We start from the raw sequence: 19,860 nt of genomic DNA, 5'->3' as shown, positions 1-19,860 counted from the left end.
TTGACTACCGTTTTTATTGAAACTTGTTTACACAAGTTCAGCTAAAAAGGAATGTTCTAATTCGCGTTTGTTTCGTTTCGATATCTAGTTTTCAAAGAACAAGCTCCATGCAAAAGCAAGCTGTTTGAGAGTTTGAGCTCTCAAAACCGAACAACGAGTGAATAATTTGTGCTCTTCATTTCATCCACACCGAAGTGACGGACCGAAATGAATCGCTGTTGCAGGTTCTAAGAACCTGCTTATTTGAATGTTTCCGTTGCAGGAAACGATTCTCCATAGAAAGGAGGTGATCCAGCCGCACCTTCCGATACGGCTACCTTGTTACGACTTCACCCCAATCATCTATCCCACCTTCGGCGGCTGGCTCCTTGCGGTTACCCCACCGACTTCGGGTGTTATAAACTCTCGTGGTGTGACGGGCGGTGTGTACAAGACCCGGGAACGTATTCACCGCGGCATGCTGATCCGCGATTACTAGCAATTCCGACTTCATGCAGGCGAGTTGCAGCCTGCAATCCGAACTGAGACCGGCTTTGTTGGGATTGGCTCCATCTCGCGATTTCGCAGCCCGTTGTACCGGCCATTGTAGTACGTGTGTAGCCCAGGTCATAAGGGGCATGATGATTTGACGTCATCCCCACCTTCCTCCGGTTTGTCACCGGCAGTCTATCTAGAGTGCCCACCCGAAGTGCTGGCAACTAAATATAAGGGTTGCGCTCGTTGCGGGACTTAACCCAACATCTCACGACACGAGCTGACGACAACCATGCACCACCTGTCTTGAATGTTCCGAAGAAAAGGTACATCTCTGCACCGGTCATTCAGATGTCAAGACCTGGTAAGGTTCTTCGCGTTGCTTCGAATTAAACCACATACTCCACTGCTTGTGCGGGTCCCCGTCAATTCCTTTGAGTTTCAGTCTTGCGACCGTACTCCCCAGGCGGAGTGCTTAATGTGTTAACTTCGGCACCAAGGGTATCGAAACCCCTAACACCTAGCACTCATCGTTTACGGCGTGGACTACCAGGGTATCTAATCCTGTTTGCTCCCCACGCTTTCGCGCCTCAGCGTCAGTTACAGCCCAGAGAGTCGCCTTCGCCACTGGTGTTCCTCCACATATCTACGCATTTCACCGCTACACGTGGAATTCCACTCTCCTCTTCTGCACTCAAGTCACCCAGTTTCCAGTGCGATCCGGGGTTGAGCCCCGGGATTAAACACCAGACTTAAATGACCGCCTGCGCGCGCTTTACGCCCAATAATTCCGGACAACGCTTGCCCCCTACGTATTACCGCGGCTGCTGGCACGTAGTTAGCCGGGGCTTTCTTCTCAGGTACCGTCACCTTGAGAGCAGTTACTCTCCCAAGCGTTCTTCCCTGGCAACAGAGCTTTACGATCCGAAAACCTTCATCACTCACGCGGCATTGCTCCGTCAGGCTTTCGCCCATTGCGGAAGATTCCCTACTGCTGCCTCCCGTAGGAGTCTGGGCCGTGTCTCAGTCCCAGTGTGGCCGATCACCCTCTCAGGTCGGCTACGCATCGTCGCCTTGGTGAGCCGTTACCTCACCAACTAGCTAATGCGCCGCAGGCCCATCCCCAAGTGACAGATTGCTCCGTCTTTCCAGTTTCCTTCAGGCGAAGAAAACAATTATTCGGTATTAGCTACCGTTTCCGGTAGTTGTCCCAAACTTGAGGGCAGGTTGCCTACGTGTTACTCACCCGTCCGCCGCTAACCATCAGAGAAGCAAGCTTCTCTTCAAGTCCGCTCGACTTGCATGTATTAGGCATGCCGCCAGCGTTCGTCCTGAGCCAGGATCAAACTCTCCAATAAAGTATTGAAAAGAGCGATAAGCTCATTTTGAATCTGACGAGATTAAAAATCTCATTTGTGCTCCAGCCGATTCAAGCCAAGGCTTGTCTCCAACTTTCGCGTTCATTCTGCAAGCAGAATGTTTACTCACTCGTTGTTCAGTTTTCAAAGATCAAACTTGTTTCATTACCTCTTATGTTTCCCGTGTCAGCACTGTGTTTCAGCGGCGACTTAAATAATATATCATACGGCTGAATGTAATGCAACAGTTTTTTTCATTTCTTTTCTTTAGTAGTTTTACATTAGCTAAAGCTATCATATCCGTTCCCTATCTTGTCCTATCATATTAGGTCATGCTCATAGGGTACAAATATTTTAACACATTTATGAAAGGGTTTACAATAGCTTCTTAATAAAATGCTTTCTATTATTTCCTGAGCAACTATCTCCGTTATGTGCAACTCAATGTTTACTCAGGTAAGCGGGAAGCCAGCTCTCTATTACGGAGCTGGCTTCCCGCTTGTATAACAGGGACCTCACTTATTCATCAATCGCAATCTCCAGGTTAGTTCTGTATCCATGGATTACGACGCTTTTTATCGGATTTCCGTTGGTTGGAAGTAGCTGCACCCTCTCTGGATGTTTTCCCGGACACGGATACCTTGGATTTATTCTTCAGAGGAGCCTTGCTTGTTCTGCGTTTTGCAGCGGCCGGCTTATTCCCTGCTTGCTTAGACTTCCCTTCCGAATCTGATCCAACCTCTTCAATTGCTACCTGACTTAAGTTAGCGTCTTCACGCCCCCCTTTTTTGCCACCCTTCCCTTGCCCCTGAGGAGGATACATTTCACCAAATGCTCCAAGCGGGGACGGGGGAACCATGTTCTGAGTAGGGTACGGATTCTGATAAGCATACTCAATAGGCTGGTTTGGCATCGTTGATGTGGACATTTCAGGCGGCATACCGTACGAAGGACCATACATATTCCAAGCCGGATCCTGATAACCATGAGAAGGATAAGTATACTGAGGCATATGTGTATGTGAGCCACATCCGCATGGAGGGTACGGAAGCATTGAGTATGGAGATATGAAAGGCGGCTGATGATTCATATGACTAGGTGCTGCGTATGTTGGGAATGGACTATTCACTTCGCCAGCTGGCGCAATCGGAAATGAGTTGTTTTGCATTTCTGCGGACAGATTCGGCATAACGTTATTGTGGTTATAACCCTGCTCCGCGCCAGTCCACGGACTGTTAGGCAGATCACTGCCACTATAAGGACTAACTTCCGGAATCCCTGGAAACGCCGCATTGTTACTCGCTCCTGCCGTGTACATGTCTTGCTGAGCACCATACACCTCTTGTACAGAAACCGGGATTTGAACATAAGGGTGCTCGGCTGGCGCATGATGCAACTTATTACCACAACCACAAGGTTTTTTCGTTGCTGGTGCAACCTCAGTTGGAGACTTTGTATTAGGCATTACAGGCAAAGGCATAATTTCAGGCGAAAGATTAGGCATTGTGTATTTCTTGGATTCTGCTACCGGTTTTACATAAACTTCGGGTTTAACCTCTTCTTTTTTGTGCGTTTCCTTTTCGGGTTTCACTTCAGGAAGCTCCGGTAACTGCGGCAGTACCTCCAGTTCAGGCTTCACATTCGGCTTCTCCGTATTGGCTGGTGGTGGAGCAGGCACCGGGACAGGAACAGGAACCTCTGCTACCGGAGCAGGGGGAGTTGGCGCTACTGGAGCCGGTGGTTCCGGTTCTTTGACTCCCGTGTATTCCTTACCCTCAGGTGACAACTTTTCATGAGCAGCAATATTGCCGGCACCCGAATTAGATGTGCTGTTTCCTTGTGCGTGCATAGATGGAATATAAACTGTCTCCCCCACCAGCAGAGCGTTCGGATTTTTCAACTGTGGATTGGCATTGACCATGTCTTTTAAAGGAACTCCCCAGGCTTGTGCCAACTTCCATAACGAATCTCCTTGTTGCACCTTGTGACTGTGGAGCACACCCTCCGGTTTCGGTGTTACTGGCTCTGCAGGGATTTTGACCTTCATGCCAATATCCAGCTTGTCGGGATTTGTGATTTGCGGATTAGCCGCGATCAATTTGTCCAGCGCTACATTGTATTTTTGGGACAGCAGATATAATGTGTCGCCTTTTTTCACCATGTGTATTTTCACAGGGAACTAACCTCCTAGACGTCATACTTGGGCAGTACATTCGCCCATACCGTTACTACATCCTATGCAGAAACCGGGCTAATGACATCAACTAAACAAAAAAAATCCTCCTGTCTCTAAAATCCCCATACACCAGGTATGCAGAATTTTATCGGACAAGGAGGATTCCTGTTCCCTATGTTATGCAGTTCTAACTTAAGATTCCCACACTTTATATCCATCTTTGTCAACAATCTGACGGAATGCTTCCAGCAGTCTCAGCGTTACCGGACCTGCTACTCCCGTGCCAATTGTTCTTCCATCGACTTCATATGCAGCGATAACTTCTGCAGCTGTCCCGGTGAAAAAGACTTCGTCTGCGATATACACATCATGCAGGGTGAATGGCACTTCTTTTAATTCAAGCTCCAGTTCACCACATAGATCGATAATCGCTTGACGTGTAATCCCTTCAAGTGCTCCGAGATAACAAGGCGGCGTGTACACTACACCATTTTTGATGATGAAGATGTTATCACTTGAACCCTCAGTAACGTAACCTTGGGAGTTCAGCATAATTGCTTCACCAGCACCTGAATAGTTAGACTGGATTTTAACCAGGATGTTATTCAGATAGTTTAACGATTTAATTTTTGGATTCAATGCGTCCGGAATGTTCCGGCGTTGGGATACCGACACGGCTTTCAATCCAGTAAGATACGCTTCCTCCGGATAGATCGCCAATTGCTCCACGATGATGATTACGGATGCCTTAGGGCAACGTAACGGGTCCAACCCCAGATTACCAGGGCCACGCGATACAATAAGACGAATATAACCATTACGCATATCATTGCGGCGCACCGTTTCAGCCATGACTTCCAGCATCTCATCAATGGACAGCGGAATGTTCAAACTAATGGATTTTGCCGAATCATACAAACGATCCAAGTGGGCCTTACATCTGAAAATATTTCCGTTATAGATCCGAATACCTTCGAAAATCCCGTCTCCATACAAAAATCCATGATCATATACCGAAACGGTTGCGTTCTCCTTGGTCACATACTGACCATCCAAATAGATCCATTGTTCTGCCACCGATGACTGCACCTCCATAAAATATCCATTCCCTTTACTCCGAAACGTTATTAACCCGTCCATTGTACACCAAATGACAAGCCATTACTCGCTCATTCTACCCCGACTTATGACAACCTTCTAACATTCCCAAACACCGTCAGGTCAATTATCTCGAAGGATATGTATAACAAGGATAGCTACCCAGAACGCGCACCTGACAATTCAATGCTTCAATCTCCGCCATGGCTGCGGTAAGCAATACCGAATCGACCGTTTCCACAACATCAATGTAAAAATAGTAACTGCCCAATCGTTTCTTCGTTGGACGAGATTCGAGACGGGTCAAGTTCAGCTTCCGCCATGCAAAAGCCGACAATACCTGATGCAACGCACCCGGTGCATCTTCTGGCAACGTCACCAGCAAGCTGGTTTTTACATGATCCGGTTCACGTGGAATGTTCACAGGTTCATGGCCAATGAGCACAAAACGAGTGTAGTTGTTGTCATGATCTGTAACCCGTTCAGCCATAATGTCCAGACCATGCTTCTGAGCAGCAAGTTTGGTACCAATCGCTACCCAGCCCTTACCTGGATTTTTTTTCACAATTTCTACAGCTTCGGCTGTACTGTTCACACCTTCAAGATCCGCCCCAGGCGAATGCAGCCGAATAAAATTCTGACACTGCGGAATAGCCACAGGGTGAGACATAATCTTGGTGATTCTACCAAAGTCATAATCGCCACTCTCTGTCTTAAATTCCGAACCATGTCCAATCACATTCTGGATGGATGGGTATACCCACTCCGCCTGCATTGGAATATCCACTTCATTTACAAGCCAGTCCATATGAAGACTAACGGAACCCTCAATGGTATTTTCAATCGGAATGACACTGTATTGTGCATTCCCGCTATCCGTTGCTCTAAACACATCCGAAATCAGCTTGGAATGAAGCAAATCTAATGGTTCCCCGTTGAAAAGGAAATCAATTGCCTCATGAGAGACTGAGCCTTCAGGTAATACTGCAATTCGTTTCATGCATTAACTTCCCCTTTGATTCTGTCCAGAAAAGGACGTTCGTCTTGATCAGGCAACACGGTTACACCGTCCAAATCCGGATCGAGCCACAGTGCAGAAGCAGATATGCCCTCCCGCTCCATAGTGTCCAGCAAATATTGTTCCAATCCCGCTTTCCGGGTGTCATGACGATCTACCAAAGTCAATACGGTCGGGCCAGCTCCGCTCAGGGCAGCTCCCAACGCTCCATGATCAACAGCATGTTCCAATATCTCAGCCATGCCTGGCACCAATGATGCCCGATATGGTTGGTGAATTCGATCTGACATCGCCTTCTGAATCATATCCAGTCGTCCACTCGCCAAAGCGGCAACGAGCAGTGAAGATCTGCTAATGTTATACACCACATCAGACATGCCAAATTGCTCTGGAATTACATTCCTTGCTTTTGAAGTAGACAGCTGGAATTCAGGTACAATAACCAAAGCCTGCAGATCCTGGTGTGGTTCAATACGTATATGATCTACCTGTTGACCATTCCATGCAGCCGTAATAATACCGCCATACAGAGATGCTCCCACATTATCAGGATGCTTCTCGAGGGATGTGGCCATATCCAGAAGCTTCGCATCGGATAAAGGAGCACCAATTAATGCATTCGCTGCTGCCAATGCACCAACGATGGCTGATGCACTGCTCCCGAGTCCCCGCGTAAGCGGAATATCGGAATACATGGAAATCTCCAATTCAGGGATGGATACCCCAGCTTCATTGAATACCATCTGTGCCACTTCGTAAATCAAATTCGATTTATCTGTTGGCAGGCCTGTCAAATGATTGCCGTGAAGATGAAATGACGTCTGCTCGGCAGGTTTCATTTCCAACCAGGCATACAAAGACAATGCCATGCCCAGGGTATCAAACCCCGGACCGAGATTGGCTGTGCTTGCAGGTATTTTTACGGTTACCTTTTCACGCAAACTCATACAGATTGCTGCTCCAGTTGTGCAATAGCCGCCATTACTGCTTCTTCCGTATCTTCAACAACAAGTGGCTCAGTCGCTACTGTTTTGATCGCAATATTAGGATCTTTCAGGCCATTACCTGTCAGTACACAAACGACAGTCTCTCCGCCTTTAAAGTACCCTTCACTCTTCAGTTTGTATACACCGGCAAGGGAAGCCGCAGAAGCAGGTTCAGCAAAAATCCCTTCCCGAGAAGCAAGTGTACGATACGCTGTCAGAATTTGTTCATCCGTTACATAGTTGATCTGTCCACCAGATTCCTCAGCTGCAGCTACCGCCGTTTTCCAGCTCGCCGGATTACCGATTCGAATTGCTGTTGCTACCGTTTCAGGTTCAAGGATCGGCTCACCTTTGACAATGGCCATCGCACCTTCTGCTTCGAAACCAACCATACGTGGAAGCGTGCTGGACTTGCCTGCCTCTTTATATTCTTTGAAACCTTTCCAATAAGCCGAGATATTACCCGCATTACCGACTGGAATAGCCAGAACGTCAGGCGCTTCGCCAAGTTGTTCAATTACTTCAAACGCTGCTGTCTTCTGTCCTTCAATCCGGAACGGATTCACAGAGTTTACAAGCGTGATCGGATGTTTGGCTGTGATCTCACGCACAATCTCCAGTGCACGGTCAAAGTTACCATTGATCGCGATCACCTTAGCTCCATAGATCATGGCTTGGGCCAGTTTACCCAGTGCAATGTTGTTATTCGGGATCAGTACGATACAATTGAGGCCACCACGTGCGGCGTAGGCCGCTGCAGCTGCTGACGTATTACCTGTGGATGCACACATGATCGTACGGCTACCCTCTTCCATAGCTTTGGCAACTGCCATAACCATACCGCGGTCTTTGAAAGATCCCGTAGGGTTCAAACCTTCATACTTGAAATAAACATTCAAACCGAGTTCCTCAGACAGATTCTCTGCATGAATCAACGGTGTATTTCCTTCCTGAAGCGTAAGCAGGGGTGTATTTTCATTAACTGGAAGGTGCTCTCTGTACGTTTGCAAAAGTCCTTGATATCTCATTGTGGGTAAACTCCTTTATGTTTTAATAATCTGGAATGATGACCTGTTGAACCGGATATGATTAACTTGTACGTTATAACTGAAATAATTGAGATGCCGTATGGGATAAGGACAATTATCCTTCGACCCGGTAGACACTCTTAATGCGGCGAATGACGCTGAGTGATTCAAAATGTTTTAACACTTTATCCATGCTTGCCTTACTTGCATTATGTGTAACGATAATGATCTCGGCATCCGGGTTGTGCTCATTCGGCTGTTGAACAACCGACGCCAGACTGACATCATATTCTGCGAAAATTTGTGTAATTTGTGCCAATACACCGGCTTTATCGTCTACGTGTAGTAAAATAAAGTTTTTCGACACGATCTGCTCGTCGCTTTGCAGTCGCTTAATCTTATAAGGCACAATTGCTTTGAGACCGTTCACGCCAAGTTTAAGGTTTTTGGTAACCGCCACAATGTCAGCTACAACCGAAGTTGCCGTTGGGAGTTCTCCCGCACCCGCACCGTAGAACATCGTCTCCCCTACAGCTTCACCGTGTACATATACTGCGTTGAACACACCGTTGACTGAAGCAATTGGGTGATTCTGTCTAACCATTGTCGGCTGAACGCTGATCGTGATCTCATCGCCAATACGGTCCGCAATACCAAGTAACTTCATCTCATAGCCCAATCTTTTGGCATACATAATGTCTTCTCGAGTTACGGAGGATATTCCTTTAACGGTTACATCCTTCAACTCCACATTGGTGCGGAAACCGAGTGTACTCAATATCGCCATTTTGCGAGCTGCGTCAAGTCCCTCCACATCGGAAGTTGGATCGGATTCGGCGTATCCCAGAGCCTGTGCTTCAGCCAGTACTTCTTCATAGGATGCACCTTCCTGACTCATTTTGGTCAGAATAAAGTTCGTTGTTCCGTTCACAATCCCCATAATGCGGGTAATCCGATCAGAAGAGAAACCTTCAATCAGCGTACGAATGATCGGAATCCCTCCAGCAACACTCGCCTCATAGAACACGTCACATTGTTTTTCCTGTGCCTTCGCCAAAATCTCTGTACCATGCAGTGCCATGAGATCTTTGTTTGCTGTTACGATATGCTTCCCACGTTCCAACGCTTCAAGAATATACTCCTTCGTCTGATCAATGCCGCCCATGACTTCAACGATGACATCAATATCCGGATGACGAATGACTTCCCAAGGATCTTCCGTAAGCTTGGCACGGTCTACAGCAATAACACGTTCTTTCTCTGTATTTTTCACTGCGATCTTCTCGATGACAATCGGCGATCCAACCTGACTGCTCAGATCCTCCTGATTCCCTTCCACAATGCGAACGACTCCCGTTCCGACAGTTCCCAGACCCAACAATCCGACTTTTACCGGTTTCACTAACGATCTACCCCCTAATGTCTATTCTTGTCCGTCAGTCCTGTATGTTAAAGCCTAATTACCCTTGGCCTACAATACGTGTACGTCTTACTCCAGGCATATCTTGCATTCGATCCAGCATTTCACCAATTTCGCCATGAAGATGTGTCGTTTCCACCGAAATGACAACATTGGCTCTTCCTTGAAGCGGGATACTCTGATTAATCGTGAGTACGTTAGCTCCATAACCAGCTACATGTCCAAGCACACGAGACAAGATCCCCGACTGATGCTCCAGATCAATGGAGATCGTTACAATTCTCTCGCGCTCAAGCTGGTTGATCAGATGAATTCCATCTTTGTACTTGTAAAAGGCACTCCGGCTTAATCCGACCTGTTCAACCGCCTCATGCACTGTTTTAACATCCCCAGAAGCCAGTAGTTCTTTTACCTGCATGGTCTTCACCACTGCCTCTGGTAAAATATCTTCCCGTACTAAGTAATAGCGTTCGTTCACAGAACGTCCTCTCCTCAAAGACTCATGTATTCATATAGTGGACATTATATAGGATCTATGACAAAAGGGCAATACATGACACGCCTATTTTTTGAAATACGTTCCTCACAGTATACAAGTTTATCCCTCTCCCATGTCAGGAAAAAACAAAAAAAACGCAGAGTTGCGGGTCAACTTCCCACTTCTCTGCGTTCCTATATCAATCTGTCTCTCCACGGAAGACGGCTACTTAGTAGTAACTGCTACCTTCCACGAATTCGAATTCAAAGTCTCCAATACGAACGATGGTGCCTTCTACAGCTCCGCGCTTACGCAACTCAGCATCCACACCCATATAACGCAGTGTACGTGCGAGTTTCAGTATAGCCTCGTGCGAGTTCAGTTGCATCCGTTTCATCATGCGGTCAATCTTGGCACTTTCGACAACGAACATTTCATTCTCACGCACAATTTTGAAACCATCGTCTTCTTTTTTGTCCAGACTGTATACTTTACGTTCAGATACATCTGCTACCTCTTCAACCACTCGCTCGTCTGGAGCCTGATCCAGCAGATCAGCTGCACGATACAGAAGTTCTTGAATCCCTTTACGAGTCAAGGATGAAATTGGCATCACTTCAATATCAGGTTGCACTTCACGAACTTGCTGTAAAAATTGCTCCAGGTTCGCTTCAGAGTCTGGCATATCCATCTTGTTAGCTGCTACAACTTGCGTTCTCTCGGCGAGAAGCGGATTGTACAACTTCAATTCGTCATTGATTTTCTGCCAGTCTTCAAAAGGATCGCGTCCTTCCGAACCCGACATATCTACGACATGAACAATAATACGAGTACGCTCGACATGACGCAGGAACTCATGTCCCAGTCCGACTCCTTCATGCGCACCTTCAATCAGTCCAGGCAGATCAGCCATGACAAAGCTTCGGCCTTCTCCTACACCGACTACACCCAGATTCGGTGTAATGGTTGTGAAATGGTATGCCCCGATCTTTGGCTTGGCTGACGAAACGACAGAAAGCAATGTGGATTTCCCAACACTCGGGAAACCAACCAGACCAACATCTGCCATAACTTTCAGTTCGAGTACGATGTATCGCTCTTGTCCTTCTTCACCGTTCTCAGCAAGTTCAGGTGCAGGATTGTTCGGTGTAGCAAATCGGATGTTACCTCGTCCGCCCCGACCACCACGAGCAATAACAACCTGTTGACCGTGACGTGTCATATCCGCCAGTACTTCTCCACTGTCTTCATCCAAGATGATAGTTCCTGGTGGAATGCGCACAATCATGTTCTCCGCGTTTGCACCATGCTGACTTTTGTTACGTCCCTTCTCACCACGTGGGGCCTTAAAGTGACGCTGGTAACGAAAATCCATCAACGTACGCAAACCTTCATCCACGCGGAAAATGATGTCAGCTCCTCTGCCTCCATCGCCCCCGGCAGGTCCGCCGTTTGGTACATACTTCTCACGACGGAACGAAATAATTCCGTCCCCTCCATCTCCGGCTTTTACATAAATCTTCGCTTTATCTACAAACATTGGTTAACCCCTTCTTCCTATATTCCACACGGCATTCTGAATTGTATAAACGTATCCTCAGACGGAAACTGCTCCGTTCTGACTTTTTTTCCTTTGAGTACGGCAGTAAGCTGCCGCAGTGTTTCCGGATCGGGTGTTTGATCCCCATCCAGTCGGACAACCACATCTCCATGGTCCTGTCCGAAGTTTAAGGTCAGTTTGCGAACCTCTCCCCAAGAAGACCGGCCGCCGCCATATTGATAGGCCCTGATTGCATCAGCAATCGCCCCGGTAAGTGACTCGCCATCCTCGGGAGAGACCAGAGCACTAAGCTGCAACTCATCTTCTATTTCCACATGCAAGTCCAGCGCAATTCCACTGGCGCGAAAAGACTGAAGATAAAATACGAGGGAAGGAATACCTAATCTGGAGATTCGGCTTTCTTCTGTAACCCGCTCTTTTATTCTTTCCACACATTGCAAGGATTTATCAAGTTTGCCCAGCCGAAGATATCCATATAACACCTGAAGGTCGTTCATCCAGTCGTGTCGATGATGATTTAATGAAGCAATTGCTGTTTTTTCCATGGATTGTATGATGGCTCTGCGTTCCGCCTCCGCCTGTTTCTTCATCGCATTCACAGAAATGAGCAATACTGCGACGGACCACAATGCGCACACGACGCTTGAGATCATCGCCGGATACAACATAACGAAAACCAAAGGAATCAGAAGTGAACATGCCGCAATCCACGGCACTCTTTTCCAAGATTTCATGGCTTCTCCCCGTTCTACAAAACTCGGTTGGTCTACACCCACCGTAACCAAGTATAACATGTCTCTTCTGCCAGTTCATTATCGAATAACCGTTGAATACAAAAAACCTTCGGCAAAAATGCCGAAGGCTCCTTAGGCGGAATGCCGATATTACGCTTCTACTGCTGCTGCTACAGGAGCAACATTAACAGGATAGATGCTTACTTTTTTGCGATCGCGTCCCCAACGTTCGAATTTTACAACGCCGTCGATTTTCGCGAACAAAGTGTCATCTTTACCGATGCCAACGTTAGTTCCTGGGTGAATTTTCGTTCCGCGTTGGCGAACGAGAATGCTACCACCAGTTACAGTTTGACCATCAGCACGTTTAACACCCAGACGTTGAGCATTACTGTCACGTCCGTTCTTCGTGGAACCTACACCTTTTTTCGATGCGAATAACTGAAGATTTAATTTCAACATGATTGGTTGTCCTCCTTCTTTGCTTATTTGAATTGCTGTATTTTAATATACTTCCCGTATGACTCTGCAATATTAGAGAGCATAACCACCATGGATTCGAGTAACAATTGTACCTGGGACCAGGTTTCCCCTCTCTCTAACAAAGGTAAAGAACCGCTTAAAAAGCCATTCTTCATCTTGGCATCCATTTCGACACCGGTCAATGTTTCAATCGAGTTCACCGTACCCACTGTAACAGCGGATACCCCGGCACATACGATGTCTTCTCCCCGCTTGGCAAAATTAGCATGCCCTTCAATGGAAAAACGTTCGATGTTCCCGTCCTCATCACGAAAGATTTGAACGATAATCACTTATCGCACCTTCTTTACGCTTTGATTGTTTCGATAGTTACTTTAGTGTACGGTTGACGGTGACCTTGCTTCACATGGTAGTTCTTTTTAGGTTTGTATTTGTATACGATAACCTTTTGTCCTTTGCCATGTTTCTCCACTTTAGCCGTTACAGTAGCTCCGGAAATCAATGGTGTACCTGCTGTCAAACCTTGATCGTTAGATACAGCCAGGACACGGTCGAACGTTACGCTTTCGCCATCGTTCGCAGTCAATTTCTCGATGAACAGAACATCGCCCTCTTGGACTTTGTACTGTTTGCCGCCTGTTTCAATAATTGCGTACATTTGCCTTGCACCTCCTCATGTCTCAGACTCGCCCGTTCTCAGGTGACAGTGTCCTTGCGGAACTGTTCTTATACCCGGCCAGTGCGGTTACAGCATGTGCAAGACCATTAGGCTAAACACATACTTGAAGATTATATCACGCAATATATCAAAAATCAATGCAAAGGTGAAATATATCTTTTTCCCGTTCCATGGCAGGAAGAACACGGCTCCACATAGGGCAACGTACTTTCTTCCCGCACTTTCTTACGGGTAAGTTCGAGCAAACCCAGTTTGGTCCAACCCATTACAAATGCTTTGGTCCGATCCTTCTTGAGCTCACCCTCCAAGGTTGCTGCGACTTCATGCCGATTCGAAGCTTCCTCCATATCAATGAAGTCGACAATAATCATGCCACCGATATCCCGCAGGCGCATTAGACGGGCAATCTCCACTGCTGCCTGTATGTTAGTCTCTGTCACGGTCTCTTCCAGACTGTCACCGCCTGCTCCCGTATATTTACCCGTGTTCACATCCACTACAGTCAGAGCTTCGGTATGATCAATAACAATGTATCCGCCTCCGGGCAACCACACTTTCCGAGCAAAATCCTTATTCAACTGTTCCTGCACACCATAGGCAGCAAAGATGGATTCTGTTCCCCGATACACCTGTACTTTGGGTTGATGACCAGGACTAATCTCTTCGAGCAATGCTTTTACCTCACGGGCTTGTCCTTCACTATCAGTGATGACTTCGTCACTCCCTGGCGTATACACATCTCTGATGATTCGCTGTACCATGCTATGATCCCTATGCAAGAGGCTTGGTGAAGGCAAACTGTCCGCTTTTTCACGAATCAGATACCACTGCGCGCGTAATGTTTCCAAGTCCGACTTAATGGCTTCATGCTGCTCTTCTCCAGATACGGTCCGAATAATAAGTCCTTCTTCATCCCGCCTCAGTTGCTCCCCAAGTGCCTTAAGACGGGAACGATCCCCTTCACGGGCAATTTTCTTGGATACCGCTACGTAGTCAGCAACAGGCATGTAGACAAGCCAACGGCCCGGGAGTGAATAATGAGTCGTCACCCGGGCTCCCTTGCCTCCTACCGGTTCTTTCAGAACCTGAACAATGACTTCCTGACCCGGACGAAGCAACTCCGAGATGGAAGGCTTCACCTTGGGCTGTTTCTCCAGATGGGGATGCAACACATCGTCCACATAGAGAAACGCATTCTTTTTCTGACCAATATCCACAAAAGCAGCTTGCATACCTGGTAACACATTCACGACCCGTCCCTTGAAAAAGGAACCCAACAGTCCACGATCACGTGTACGCTCTGCCGTAAATTCCACAGCTTTGCCTTCTTCCAGAAGCGCCATTTGCATGAGGTTATGTTCATTATGTACTATCATTTGTTTCATGGCTTCACCTCTAGAAGACAATTCAAATCATCCACATCCATTTCAGTATCTTTTCAATTCTCATTGTACATATATTAACCCATTTCAGAACAGGTCCACCAGAACACTACAATTTATTACCATTTTGTTGAAAATAGGAACCGATAATCCGTTGCTCAGGCAAGACGGCCATAATTCGACCCTGTCTGTTCATCACGTATACCATATGGTATCTTTCTCTCTTTAATAGACGCAAAATAGTGTCCAAAGGTTTCGCCGGGAATGAGATTATTGGCTGCGCCAAACTGCCAGTAGCCGCGTGACGAGCAAACGCACCCTCTCGATTCATCAGAAAACGAATAAAGCGATAGGGCACATTTCGGTAATCCGTTACGTTGGAATAGAACAAAAAAAGGCCGATTAACAGAATGTTGAGCGGTAGGCCGTAGTCTCCAGTAAACCATCGGCTGATAGCATATAAAATAACCCCTACGCTACACAGAATGCTAATTCTGTAAGTCCACATTAATGTTGTATAGTAAGGTGCCCACAGACTGACAAGTGCCTGAACAACTTTACCTCCGTCCAGAGGAAGTACAGGCAACAGATTAAATAGGGCAATGAGCAGGTTCCCCTGAATGATATAGTTGAGAAATACCGGATCGCCCAGATTGCCATACTGCAACAGCATAACCACGCCAACCATCAGGATGTTTTGTAATGGACCAGCCAGAGCAATCATGATTTCCCGGTAGGCCGTGATCGTACCTCCATCTTCGATAACCGCAACTCCTCCAAAAGGAAGCATCTGGATCGACAAGACACGATAGCCCAGAAGTGCTGCCGCCGCAGCATGTCCACATTCATGAATGAATACGATGGCAAACAACGTAATAAGCTCAATAAAATGTCCAGTCAGAAGGGAGGCCATCATGATAATTACAAAAAACGGATGAAACGTAATATGGACTCCCCACACCCTAATCAAGGGCAACAACTTCCGCCGGGTCTACGTACTCCTCCCCCTCTTTGACTGCAAAATAGAGCGTGGCCGGTTGTTCACCACCCGTAGCCTTGAGACTCCCCACTGGATTCCCCGCTTCCACCCAATCATTCACGCTCACTTCACTTTCGTTCAGCCGACCGTATATTGCCGTGACATTGCCTGTATGTTGGATGACAACTGTGAATCCACTTGCTGCATCTCCGATAACCTCCATGACACGCCCAGCATCAGAACTTGCGACCTGTATAAGTTCTGCACCTGCGGCATCCGGAACGATCTCAATTCCCTTCATGCTCAGCGCGAATGGCTGAACCACTGTGCCTGAGATCGGTTTGCCCAGTAACTGCCTTACTTTCAATCCGTTCACGGCATCCGTCGTATGTCCGAGGACCGGAAGAAACGAAGGCGTTCCTCCAAAATGCCGTTCATACCAAGCCGCTGCTGAGGCAAAATCCATATCCCGATGGAGTGCATCCGCAATTACTGTTTTGGGTGATGTCGTCCACGATGTATCCAACTGAAATAGACCCCATACTCCGCCAAATATCAAAGCGCTAATAACCGTCCGTTTGAGAAGTGACTTGAACAGGTTGAATCTCGAATGCCCTCCTGGAACGAAATGACCATTCTCTTTTTTCCACAACCATTCCGGATCTCTTTCCTGTGTCCCCTCACTAGGCGGCGTAAATGGTTTCGGGTGTATGATCTCATTCTTGTCCAACAGTGAACCTAATTTCTGCTCCTGTAAGACCTCCACAGTGGCACCATCCATCAGTCGCCGGATACGTTCTTCTCGTCTCTGCTTGATTCTGAGTTTCGTGTTCATGGAATGTCCTCCCGCCGAGGCTTGTTTACTACATCCTATGAAGAGGTGGTTGATAATATGAACAAGCCTGCCCGCAGGTAACAAAAAAAGCCGGGCTATAAGCCACGGCTGTCATGTAATCAGATAATGAATAAGTCCATTTAAATGAGTTAACCCATTCCCAAGAACTTTTTGAAACGAGTAAAAGCACCCTTTTTCTGCTCCAGCTGCATCAATGGGACCGTATCTCCCAGAATGCGTCGTGCAATGTTGCGATACGCAATTGCCGCAAGTGAATCCGGATTCATGACGGTAGGTTCTCCTGAATTGGCCGCTTTGATGACCAGTTCATCATCAGGCACGATGCCAATCAGGTCAATATTAAGTACTTGTAAAATACCATCGATATCTAACATGTCACCCGATTTAACCATATTATTACGAATTCGATTCACCACCAGCTTTGGTGATTGAATGTGCGAACTCTCCAGCAGGCCGATGACACGATCCGCATCACGTACTGCAGCATTTTCCGGTGTAGTGACCACGATGGCCTGATCTGCTCCTGCTACCGCATTTTTGAAACCCTGCTCTATGCCGGCTGGGCAATCAATAATGACGTATTCAAAATCTTTTTTCAATTCAAGGATAATATCCTTGACCTGTTCTGGCGACACTGAGTTTTTGTCTCTCGTCTGCGCCGCAGGCAACATATATAATTCTTCGAAACGCTTGTCTTTGACCAAAGCCTGATTCAGACGGCAGCGGCCGTCCGCAACGTCGCACAGATCGTAAATAATACGGTTTTCGAGTCCCATCACGACATCCAAATTACGAAGGCCGATATCGGTATCTACCAGACAAACCTTTTTGCCGAGCAACGCCAGCGCTGTCCCGATGTTTGCCGAGGTGGTTGTTTTACCCACGCCGCCTTTACCCGAAGTGATCACGATCGCCTCTCCCATGAGCTACACTCCTTTAAACACATTAAAATCTCGGCGTAACCGAACGATATTGCTCATTTTGTCTATCTGCATCTGATTGTCCTGTAAGTAAGCAAATTCCATTCCGGTCTCTCGGCTCTCCCATTCATCGGGAGGACGACTGATGATATCCGCAATCCGCAGCTGCGTCGGTGCAAATACCGAAGCGGCAATGATCGCTTCCTCGTCCCCGCCAATTCCGGCATGAGCCATACCTCTGAGTGAACCCAACACATATATATCTCCGGTACACGTCACTGTGCCCCCCGGATTGATATCCCCAAGAAACAGGAGATTTCCTTCATGATGAAGCACCTGACCTGAACGCACCATACCACACATGGTTACAATCGGCGGTGGTCCTTTAACCTCCGGTTGGAGTGCAGGTGAGTCGATGGATCGAATAAGCAGATTCCCTTTTTGCTTCAATATATCGAGGATTGCTTCTTTCTGGTCCTCTGTCACTTCGCGGGCACCCAACTTGATATCCACATGAACAATCGGTCCGGTCAAAATATTTTGATGGCTGTGTTCCAGCTTATAGCGGAGCTCATAGAGCAATTCCTCGAATTCACATTGATCGTCCAACAGGAAAACCAGGCCGTCTCGGATGCCTTTAATCGTTACGTGATTCGATTTTACCGTCATAAGCCTGTCCCTCCCATCTCATTACATTTCGTGCCCGGGGCCCCAAGTTCCTGCTTTGCGCTCCATAAATGTATTTAGGAAGCTTCTTCTGTCTTGCTCCGTCTCTTGCCGATCCGCTCCAGTTGTTTCCGAAGCGGGACATAAATGATCAAGGCAAACACAAAATGAATGAACAAATTAGGAATCATGTATTCAATCAACGCCCAGTCAAAGGTCACGTGGTTAAGTTGGAAGAGCTTGTACAGGAAAAATAGCATGGTGTCATTAAGCAGGCTTCCCAAAATGACAACCGATACCATAACCGGCAGTGGTGCACGTGGTGCTTGAAAAATGAGTCCCATCATATATGCCGATAATCCCATCGAGAATCCATAAGGTCCAATCATCTCGCCGTAGAATACAACGTCATGCAATAGTCCAAAAAATATACCGAGTACTAGTGCCGTGTGACGATGATGATATACAGCGATAAACAAAATTACGATATAGACCAGATTGGCAGAAATACGCATCTGCCAGCCAGAAGGGATGAGCAGCGGTAAAATTGTGCCTTCCGCAATGAACAAAACGAATAGTAACAGGAACAGAACTTGCTTGCGCGTTACCATTATTCTTTTACCTCAGGCGGGATAATGACAATCAGCTCTTTCCAGTCAAGGAAACTTGCATATGGCTCAATTGTAGCTGTTTTTGTTAAACCATACTCACTTTTCTCGACACTCTTCACTTTACCAATCCGCATGTACTTCGGAAAATTGTTAATAATTCCGGAGGAGATAATCTCATCATCCTCTTTGATATTAGAATCCTCCGAGATCTTGGTCATTTTGAGCATGCCCGTCTTCGGATCATAACTCTCAATCATACCAAATACTTTCTCCTTACCTACTGCCGTTGCTGCAATGGCATTGGATGTCGGATCATTGGCGTCCATGGACGTTAACAGATTAACCGTTGATGTATATGAGCTGACATGACTGATCACGCCGACCAGCCCTTCCTGGGAGGTAACGGCCATCCCCGGCTTGATTCCCGCATTTTCACCGATATCAATGTTAATGGTTCTGCTGTTTGGATCCGAATTAGCACTGATAACCTGAGCAATTCGTGAACCGTAATTATAGCGATTCTTCTGTTCTTCTGTGAAATTGAGCGCTTTCTGAAGTTGCTCATTCACTTGCTCCATATCATTGTACTTCAGCCGATCCCGGGTATAGTGACCCATCGCGATGCGAAGCTCTTCATTCTCATCATATACCGTACGCATGTTCGCTACATCTTTGAAAAAGCCCGCTACATAGGAAGCGGGCTTGTAAAATACGTATTGTACAAATCCAACTGAATCCTTCAGGAATTTCTCCGGCCAGGATAGAGTGGTTCGCGGACTGAGCGTAAAGCCCATTAACGCGATAAATGTAACAAGGCCCACCAGCAAAACAAAAAGTCTTTTGTTGCCTAGCAGTTTAAACAGTTCGAACACCCTCTAACATCCATATTCTCTTCCGAGCCATGCCCGGCGGGGAGACTGTCAGACCTGTAGTCCCTGCGAGAATATCAGCCG

Annotated in this window: 19 protein-coding genes, 1 rRNA gene and 1 other annotated feature; all 20 genes read right to left on the bottom strand. The window is 47.0% G+C overall.

Annotation, left to right across the window (positions count from 1 at the left end):
- Positions 1-279: 279 nt before the first annotated feature.
- The 20 genes from MHI01_RS25325 to mreC all read right to left on the bottom strand — a co-directional run bounded on the left by MHI01_RS25325 (position 280) and on the right by mreC (position 19,779).
- Positions 280-1,832 (bottom strand): 16S ribosomal RNA (locus tag MHI01_RS25325).
- A 544-nt stretch (positions 1,833-2,376) separates the two neighbouring features.
- Positions 2,377-4,005 carry a LysM peptidoglycan-binding domain-containing protein gene (locus tag MHI01_RS25320; RefSeq protein WP_340984364.1) on the bottom strand — a complete coding sequence of 543 codons (1,629 nt, stop codon included), beginning with the start codon at positions 4,003-4,005 and terminating at the stop codon, positions 2,377-2,379.
- Between the two features lie 195 nt (positions 4,006-4,200).
- Positions 4,201-5,085, bottom strand: coding sequence for a branched-chain-amino-acid transaminase (ilvE, locus tag MHI01_RS25315; RefSeq protein ID WP_017692630.1), 885 nt, complete (start codon positions 5,083-5,085; stop codon positions 4,201-4,203).
- A gap of 148 nt (positions 5,086-5,233) precedes the next feature.
- A complete protein-coding gene (pheA, locus tag MHI01_RS25310) occupies positions 5,234-6,106 on the bottom strand; it encodes a prephenate dehydratase (RefSeq protein WP_101314286.1) in 873 nt (290 codons plus the stop codon).
- Positions 6,103-7,071: a homoserine kinase gene (gene thrB / locus MHI01_RS25305; protein WP_315372268.1), complete on the bottom strand. Its 969-nt coding sequence runs from the start codon at positions 7,069-7,071 to the stop codon at positions 6,103-6,105. The genes pheA and thrB overlap by 4 nt, the downstream gene beginning before the upstream one ends.
- Positions 7,068-8,138, bottom strand: coding sequence for a threonine synthase (thrC, locus tag MHI01_RS25300; protein ID WP_036673546.1), 1,071 nt, complete (start codon positions 8,136-8,138; stop codon positions 7,068-7,070). The genes thrB and thrC overlap by 4 nt, the downstream gene beginning before the upstream one ends.
- 115 nt (positions 8,139-8,253) lie before the next feature.
- Positions 8,254-9,540, bottom strand: a complete 1,287-nt coding sequence (locus MHI01_RS25295; protein ID WP_017692626.1) for a homoserine dehydrogenase — start codon at positions 9,538-9,540, stop codon at positions 8,254-8,256.
- A gap of 58 nt (positions 9,541-9,598) precedes the next feature.
- A complete protein-coding gene (locus MHI01_RS25290) occupies positions 9,599-10,036 on the bottom strand; it encodes an ACT domain-containing protein (RefSeq protein WP_017692625.1) in 438 nt (145 codons plus the stop codon).
- A gap of 229 nt (positions 10,037-10,265) precedes the next feature.
- Positions 10,266-11,576, bottom strand: coding sequence for a GTPase ObgE (gene obgE / locus MHI01_RS25285; RefSeq protein WP_036673545.1), 1,311 nt, complete (start codon positions 11,574-11,576; stop codon positions 10,266-10,268).
- Between the two features lie 17 nt (positions 11,577-11,593).
- Entirely contained in the window at positions 11,594-12,391 is a 798-nt protein-coding gene (locus MHI01_RS25280) for a Spo0B domain-containing protein (RefSeq protein WP_235193928.1), read from the bottom strand.
- A gap of 90 nt (positions 12,392-12,481) precedes the next feature.
- The gene (gene rpmA, locus MHI01_RS25275) at positions 12,482-12,793 is read right to left on the bottom strand and encodes a 50S ribosomal protein L27 (RefSeq protein WP_017692622.1); all 312 of its coding nucleotides are present in this window, start codon (positions 12,791-12,793) and stop codon (positions 12,482-12,484) included.
- 23 nt (positions 12,794-12,816) lie between these two features.
- Positions 12,817-13,146 (bottom strand): ribosomal-processing cysteine protease Prp, encoded by a 330-nt coding sequence (locus MHI01_RS25270; RefSeq protein WP_036605912.1) that lies wholly within the window; start codon positions 13,144-13,146, stop codon positions 12,817-12,819.
- Positions 13,147-13,160: 14 nt separating this feature from the next.
- Positions 13,161-13,472 carry a 50S ribosomal protein L21 gene (gene rplU / locus MHI01_RS25265; protein WP_017692620.1) on the bottom strand — a complete coding sequence of 104 codons (312 nt, stop codon included), beginning with the start codon at positions 13,470-13,472 and terminating at the stop codon, positions 13,161-13,163.
- 14 nt (positions 13,473-13,486) lie between these two features.
- Positions 13,487-13,571, bottom strand: a sequence feature (ribosomal protein L21 leader region).
- Positions 13,572-13,627: 56 nt separating this feature from the next.
- Positions 13,628-14,878, bottom strand: coding sequence for an Rne/Rng family ribonuclease (locus MHI01_RS25260; protein WP_036605911.1), 1,251 nt, complete (start codon positions 14,876-14,878; stop codon positions 13,628-13,630).
- Between the two features lie 106 nt (positions 14,879-14,984).
- Positions 14,985-15,845 (bottom strand): M50 family metallopeptidase, encoded by an 861-nt coding sequence (locus tag MHI01_RS25255; protein ID WP_036605910.1) that lies wholly within the window; start codon positions 15,843-15,845, stop codon positions 14,985-14,987.
- Positions 15,838-16,689 carry a M23 family metallopeptidase gene (locus MHI01_RS25250; protein ID WP_076320302.1) on the bottom strand — a complete coding sequence of 284 codons (852 nt, stop codon included), beginning with the start codon at positions 16,687-16,689 and terminating at the stop codon, positions 15,838-15,840. The genes MHI01_RS25255 and MHI01_RS25250 overlap by 8 nt, the downstream gene beginning before the upstream one ends.
- 149 nt (positions 16,690-16,838) lie before the next feature.
- Entirely contained in the window at positions 16,839-17,633 is a 795-nt protein-coding gene (minD, locus tag MHI01_RS25245; protein ID WP_017692616.1) for a septum site-determining protein MinD, read from the bottom strand.
- 3 nt (positions 17,634-17,636) lie between these two features.
- Positions 17,637-18,299: a septum site-determining protein MinC gene (gene minC, locus MHI01_RS25240; protein ID WP_017692615.1), complete on the bottom strand. Its 663-nt coding sequence runs from the start codon at positions 18,297-18,299 to the stop codon at positions 17,637-17,639.
- A 74-nt stretch (positions 18,300-18,373) separates the two neighbouring features.
- Positions 18,374-18,907: a rod shape-determining protein MreD gene (gene mreD / locus MHI01_RS25235; protein WP_036605906.1), complete on the bottom strand. Its 534-nt coding sequence runs from the start codon at positions 18,905-18,907 to the stop codon at positions 18,374-18,376.
- A complete protein-coding gene (mreC, locus tag MHI01_RS25230; RefSeq protein ID WP_127548268.1) occupies positions 18,907-19,779 on the bottom strand; it encodes a rod shape-determining protein MreC in 873 nt (290 codons plus the stop codon). Before mreC ends, mreD begins: the two co-directional genes overlap by 1 nt.
- Positions 19,780-19,860 lie beyond the last annotated feature (81 nt).

Origin of the sequence: Paenibacillus sp. FSL M7-0656, assembly GCF_038003225.1 — a bacterium.
Lineage (GTDB): Bacteria > Bacillota > Bacilli > Paenibacillales > Paenibacillaceae > Paenibacillus > Paenibacillus amylolyticus.
The sequence above is the reverse complement of the archived record's forward strand: the minus strand, read 5'-3'. Positions and strand labels throughout refer to the sequence as shown.

What these genes read in the sequence shown, in the direction of transcription:
- pheA (WP_101314286.1), bottom strand. Translation starts at nt 6,106, where the DNA reads ATGAAACGAATTGCAGTATTACCTGAAGGCTCAGTCTCTCATGAGGCA.
- thrB (WP_315372268.1), bottom strand. Translation starts at nt 7,071, where the DNA reads ATGAGTTTGCGTGAAAAGGTAACCGTAAAAATACCTGCAAGCACAGCC.
- thrC (WP_036673546.1), bottom strand. Translation starts at nt 8,138, where the DNA reads ATGAGATATCAAGGACTTTTGCAAACGTACAGAGAGCACCTTCCAGTT.
- obgE (WP_036673545.1), bottom strand. Translation starts at nt 11,576, where the DNA reads ATGTTTGTAGATAAAGCGAAGATTTATGTAAAAGCCGGAGATGGAGGG.
- MHI01_RS25280 (WP_235193928.1), bottom strand. Translation starts at nt 12,391, where the DNA reads ATGTTATACTTGGTTACGGTGGGTGTAGACCAACCGAGTTTTGTAGAA.
- rpmA (WP_017692622.1), bottom strand. Translation starts at nt 12,793, where the DNA reads ATGTTGAAATTAAATCTTCAGTTATTCGCATCGAAAAAAGGTGTAGGT.
- rplU (WP_017692620.1), bottom strand. Translation starts at nt 13,472, where the DNA reads ATGTACGCAATTATTGAAACAGGCGGCAAACAGTACAAAGTCCAAGAG.
- MHI01_RS25260 (WP_036605911.1), bottom strand. Translation starts at nt 14,878, where the DNA reads ATGAAACAAATGATAGTACATAATGAACATAACCTCATGCAAATGGCG.
- MHI01_RS25250 (WP_076320302.1), bottom strand. Translation starts at nt 16,689, where the DNA reads ATGAACACGAAACTCAGAATCAAGCAGAGACGAGAAGAACGTATCCGG.
- minD (WP_017692616.1), bottom strand. Translation starts at nt 17,633, where the DNA reads ATGGGAGAGGCGATCGTGATCACTTCGGGTAAAGGCGGCGTGGGTAAA.
- minC (WP_017692615.1), bottom strand. Translation starts at nt 18,299, where the DNA reads ATGACGGTAAAATCGAATCACGTAACGATTAAAGGCATCCGAGACGGC.
- mreD (WP_036605906.1), bottom strand. Translation starts at nt 18,907, where the DNA reads ATGGTAACGCGCAAGCAAGTTCTGTTCCTGTTACTATTCGTTTTGTTC.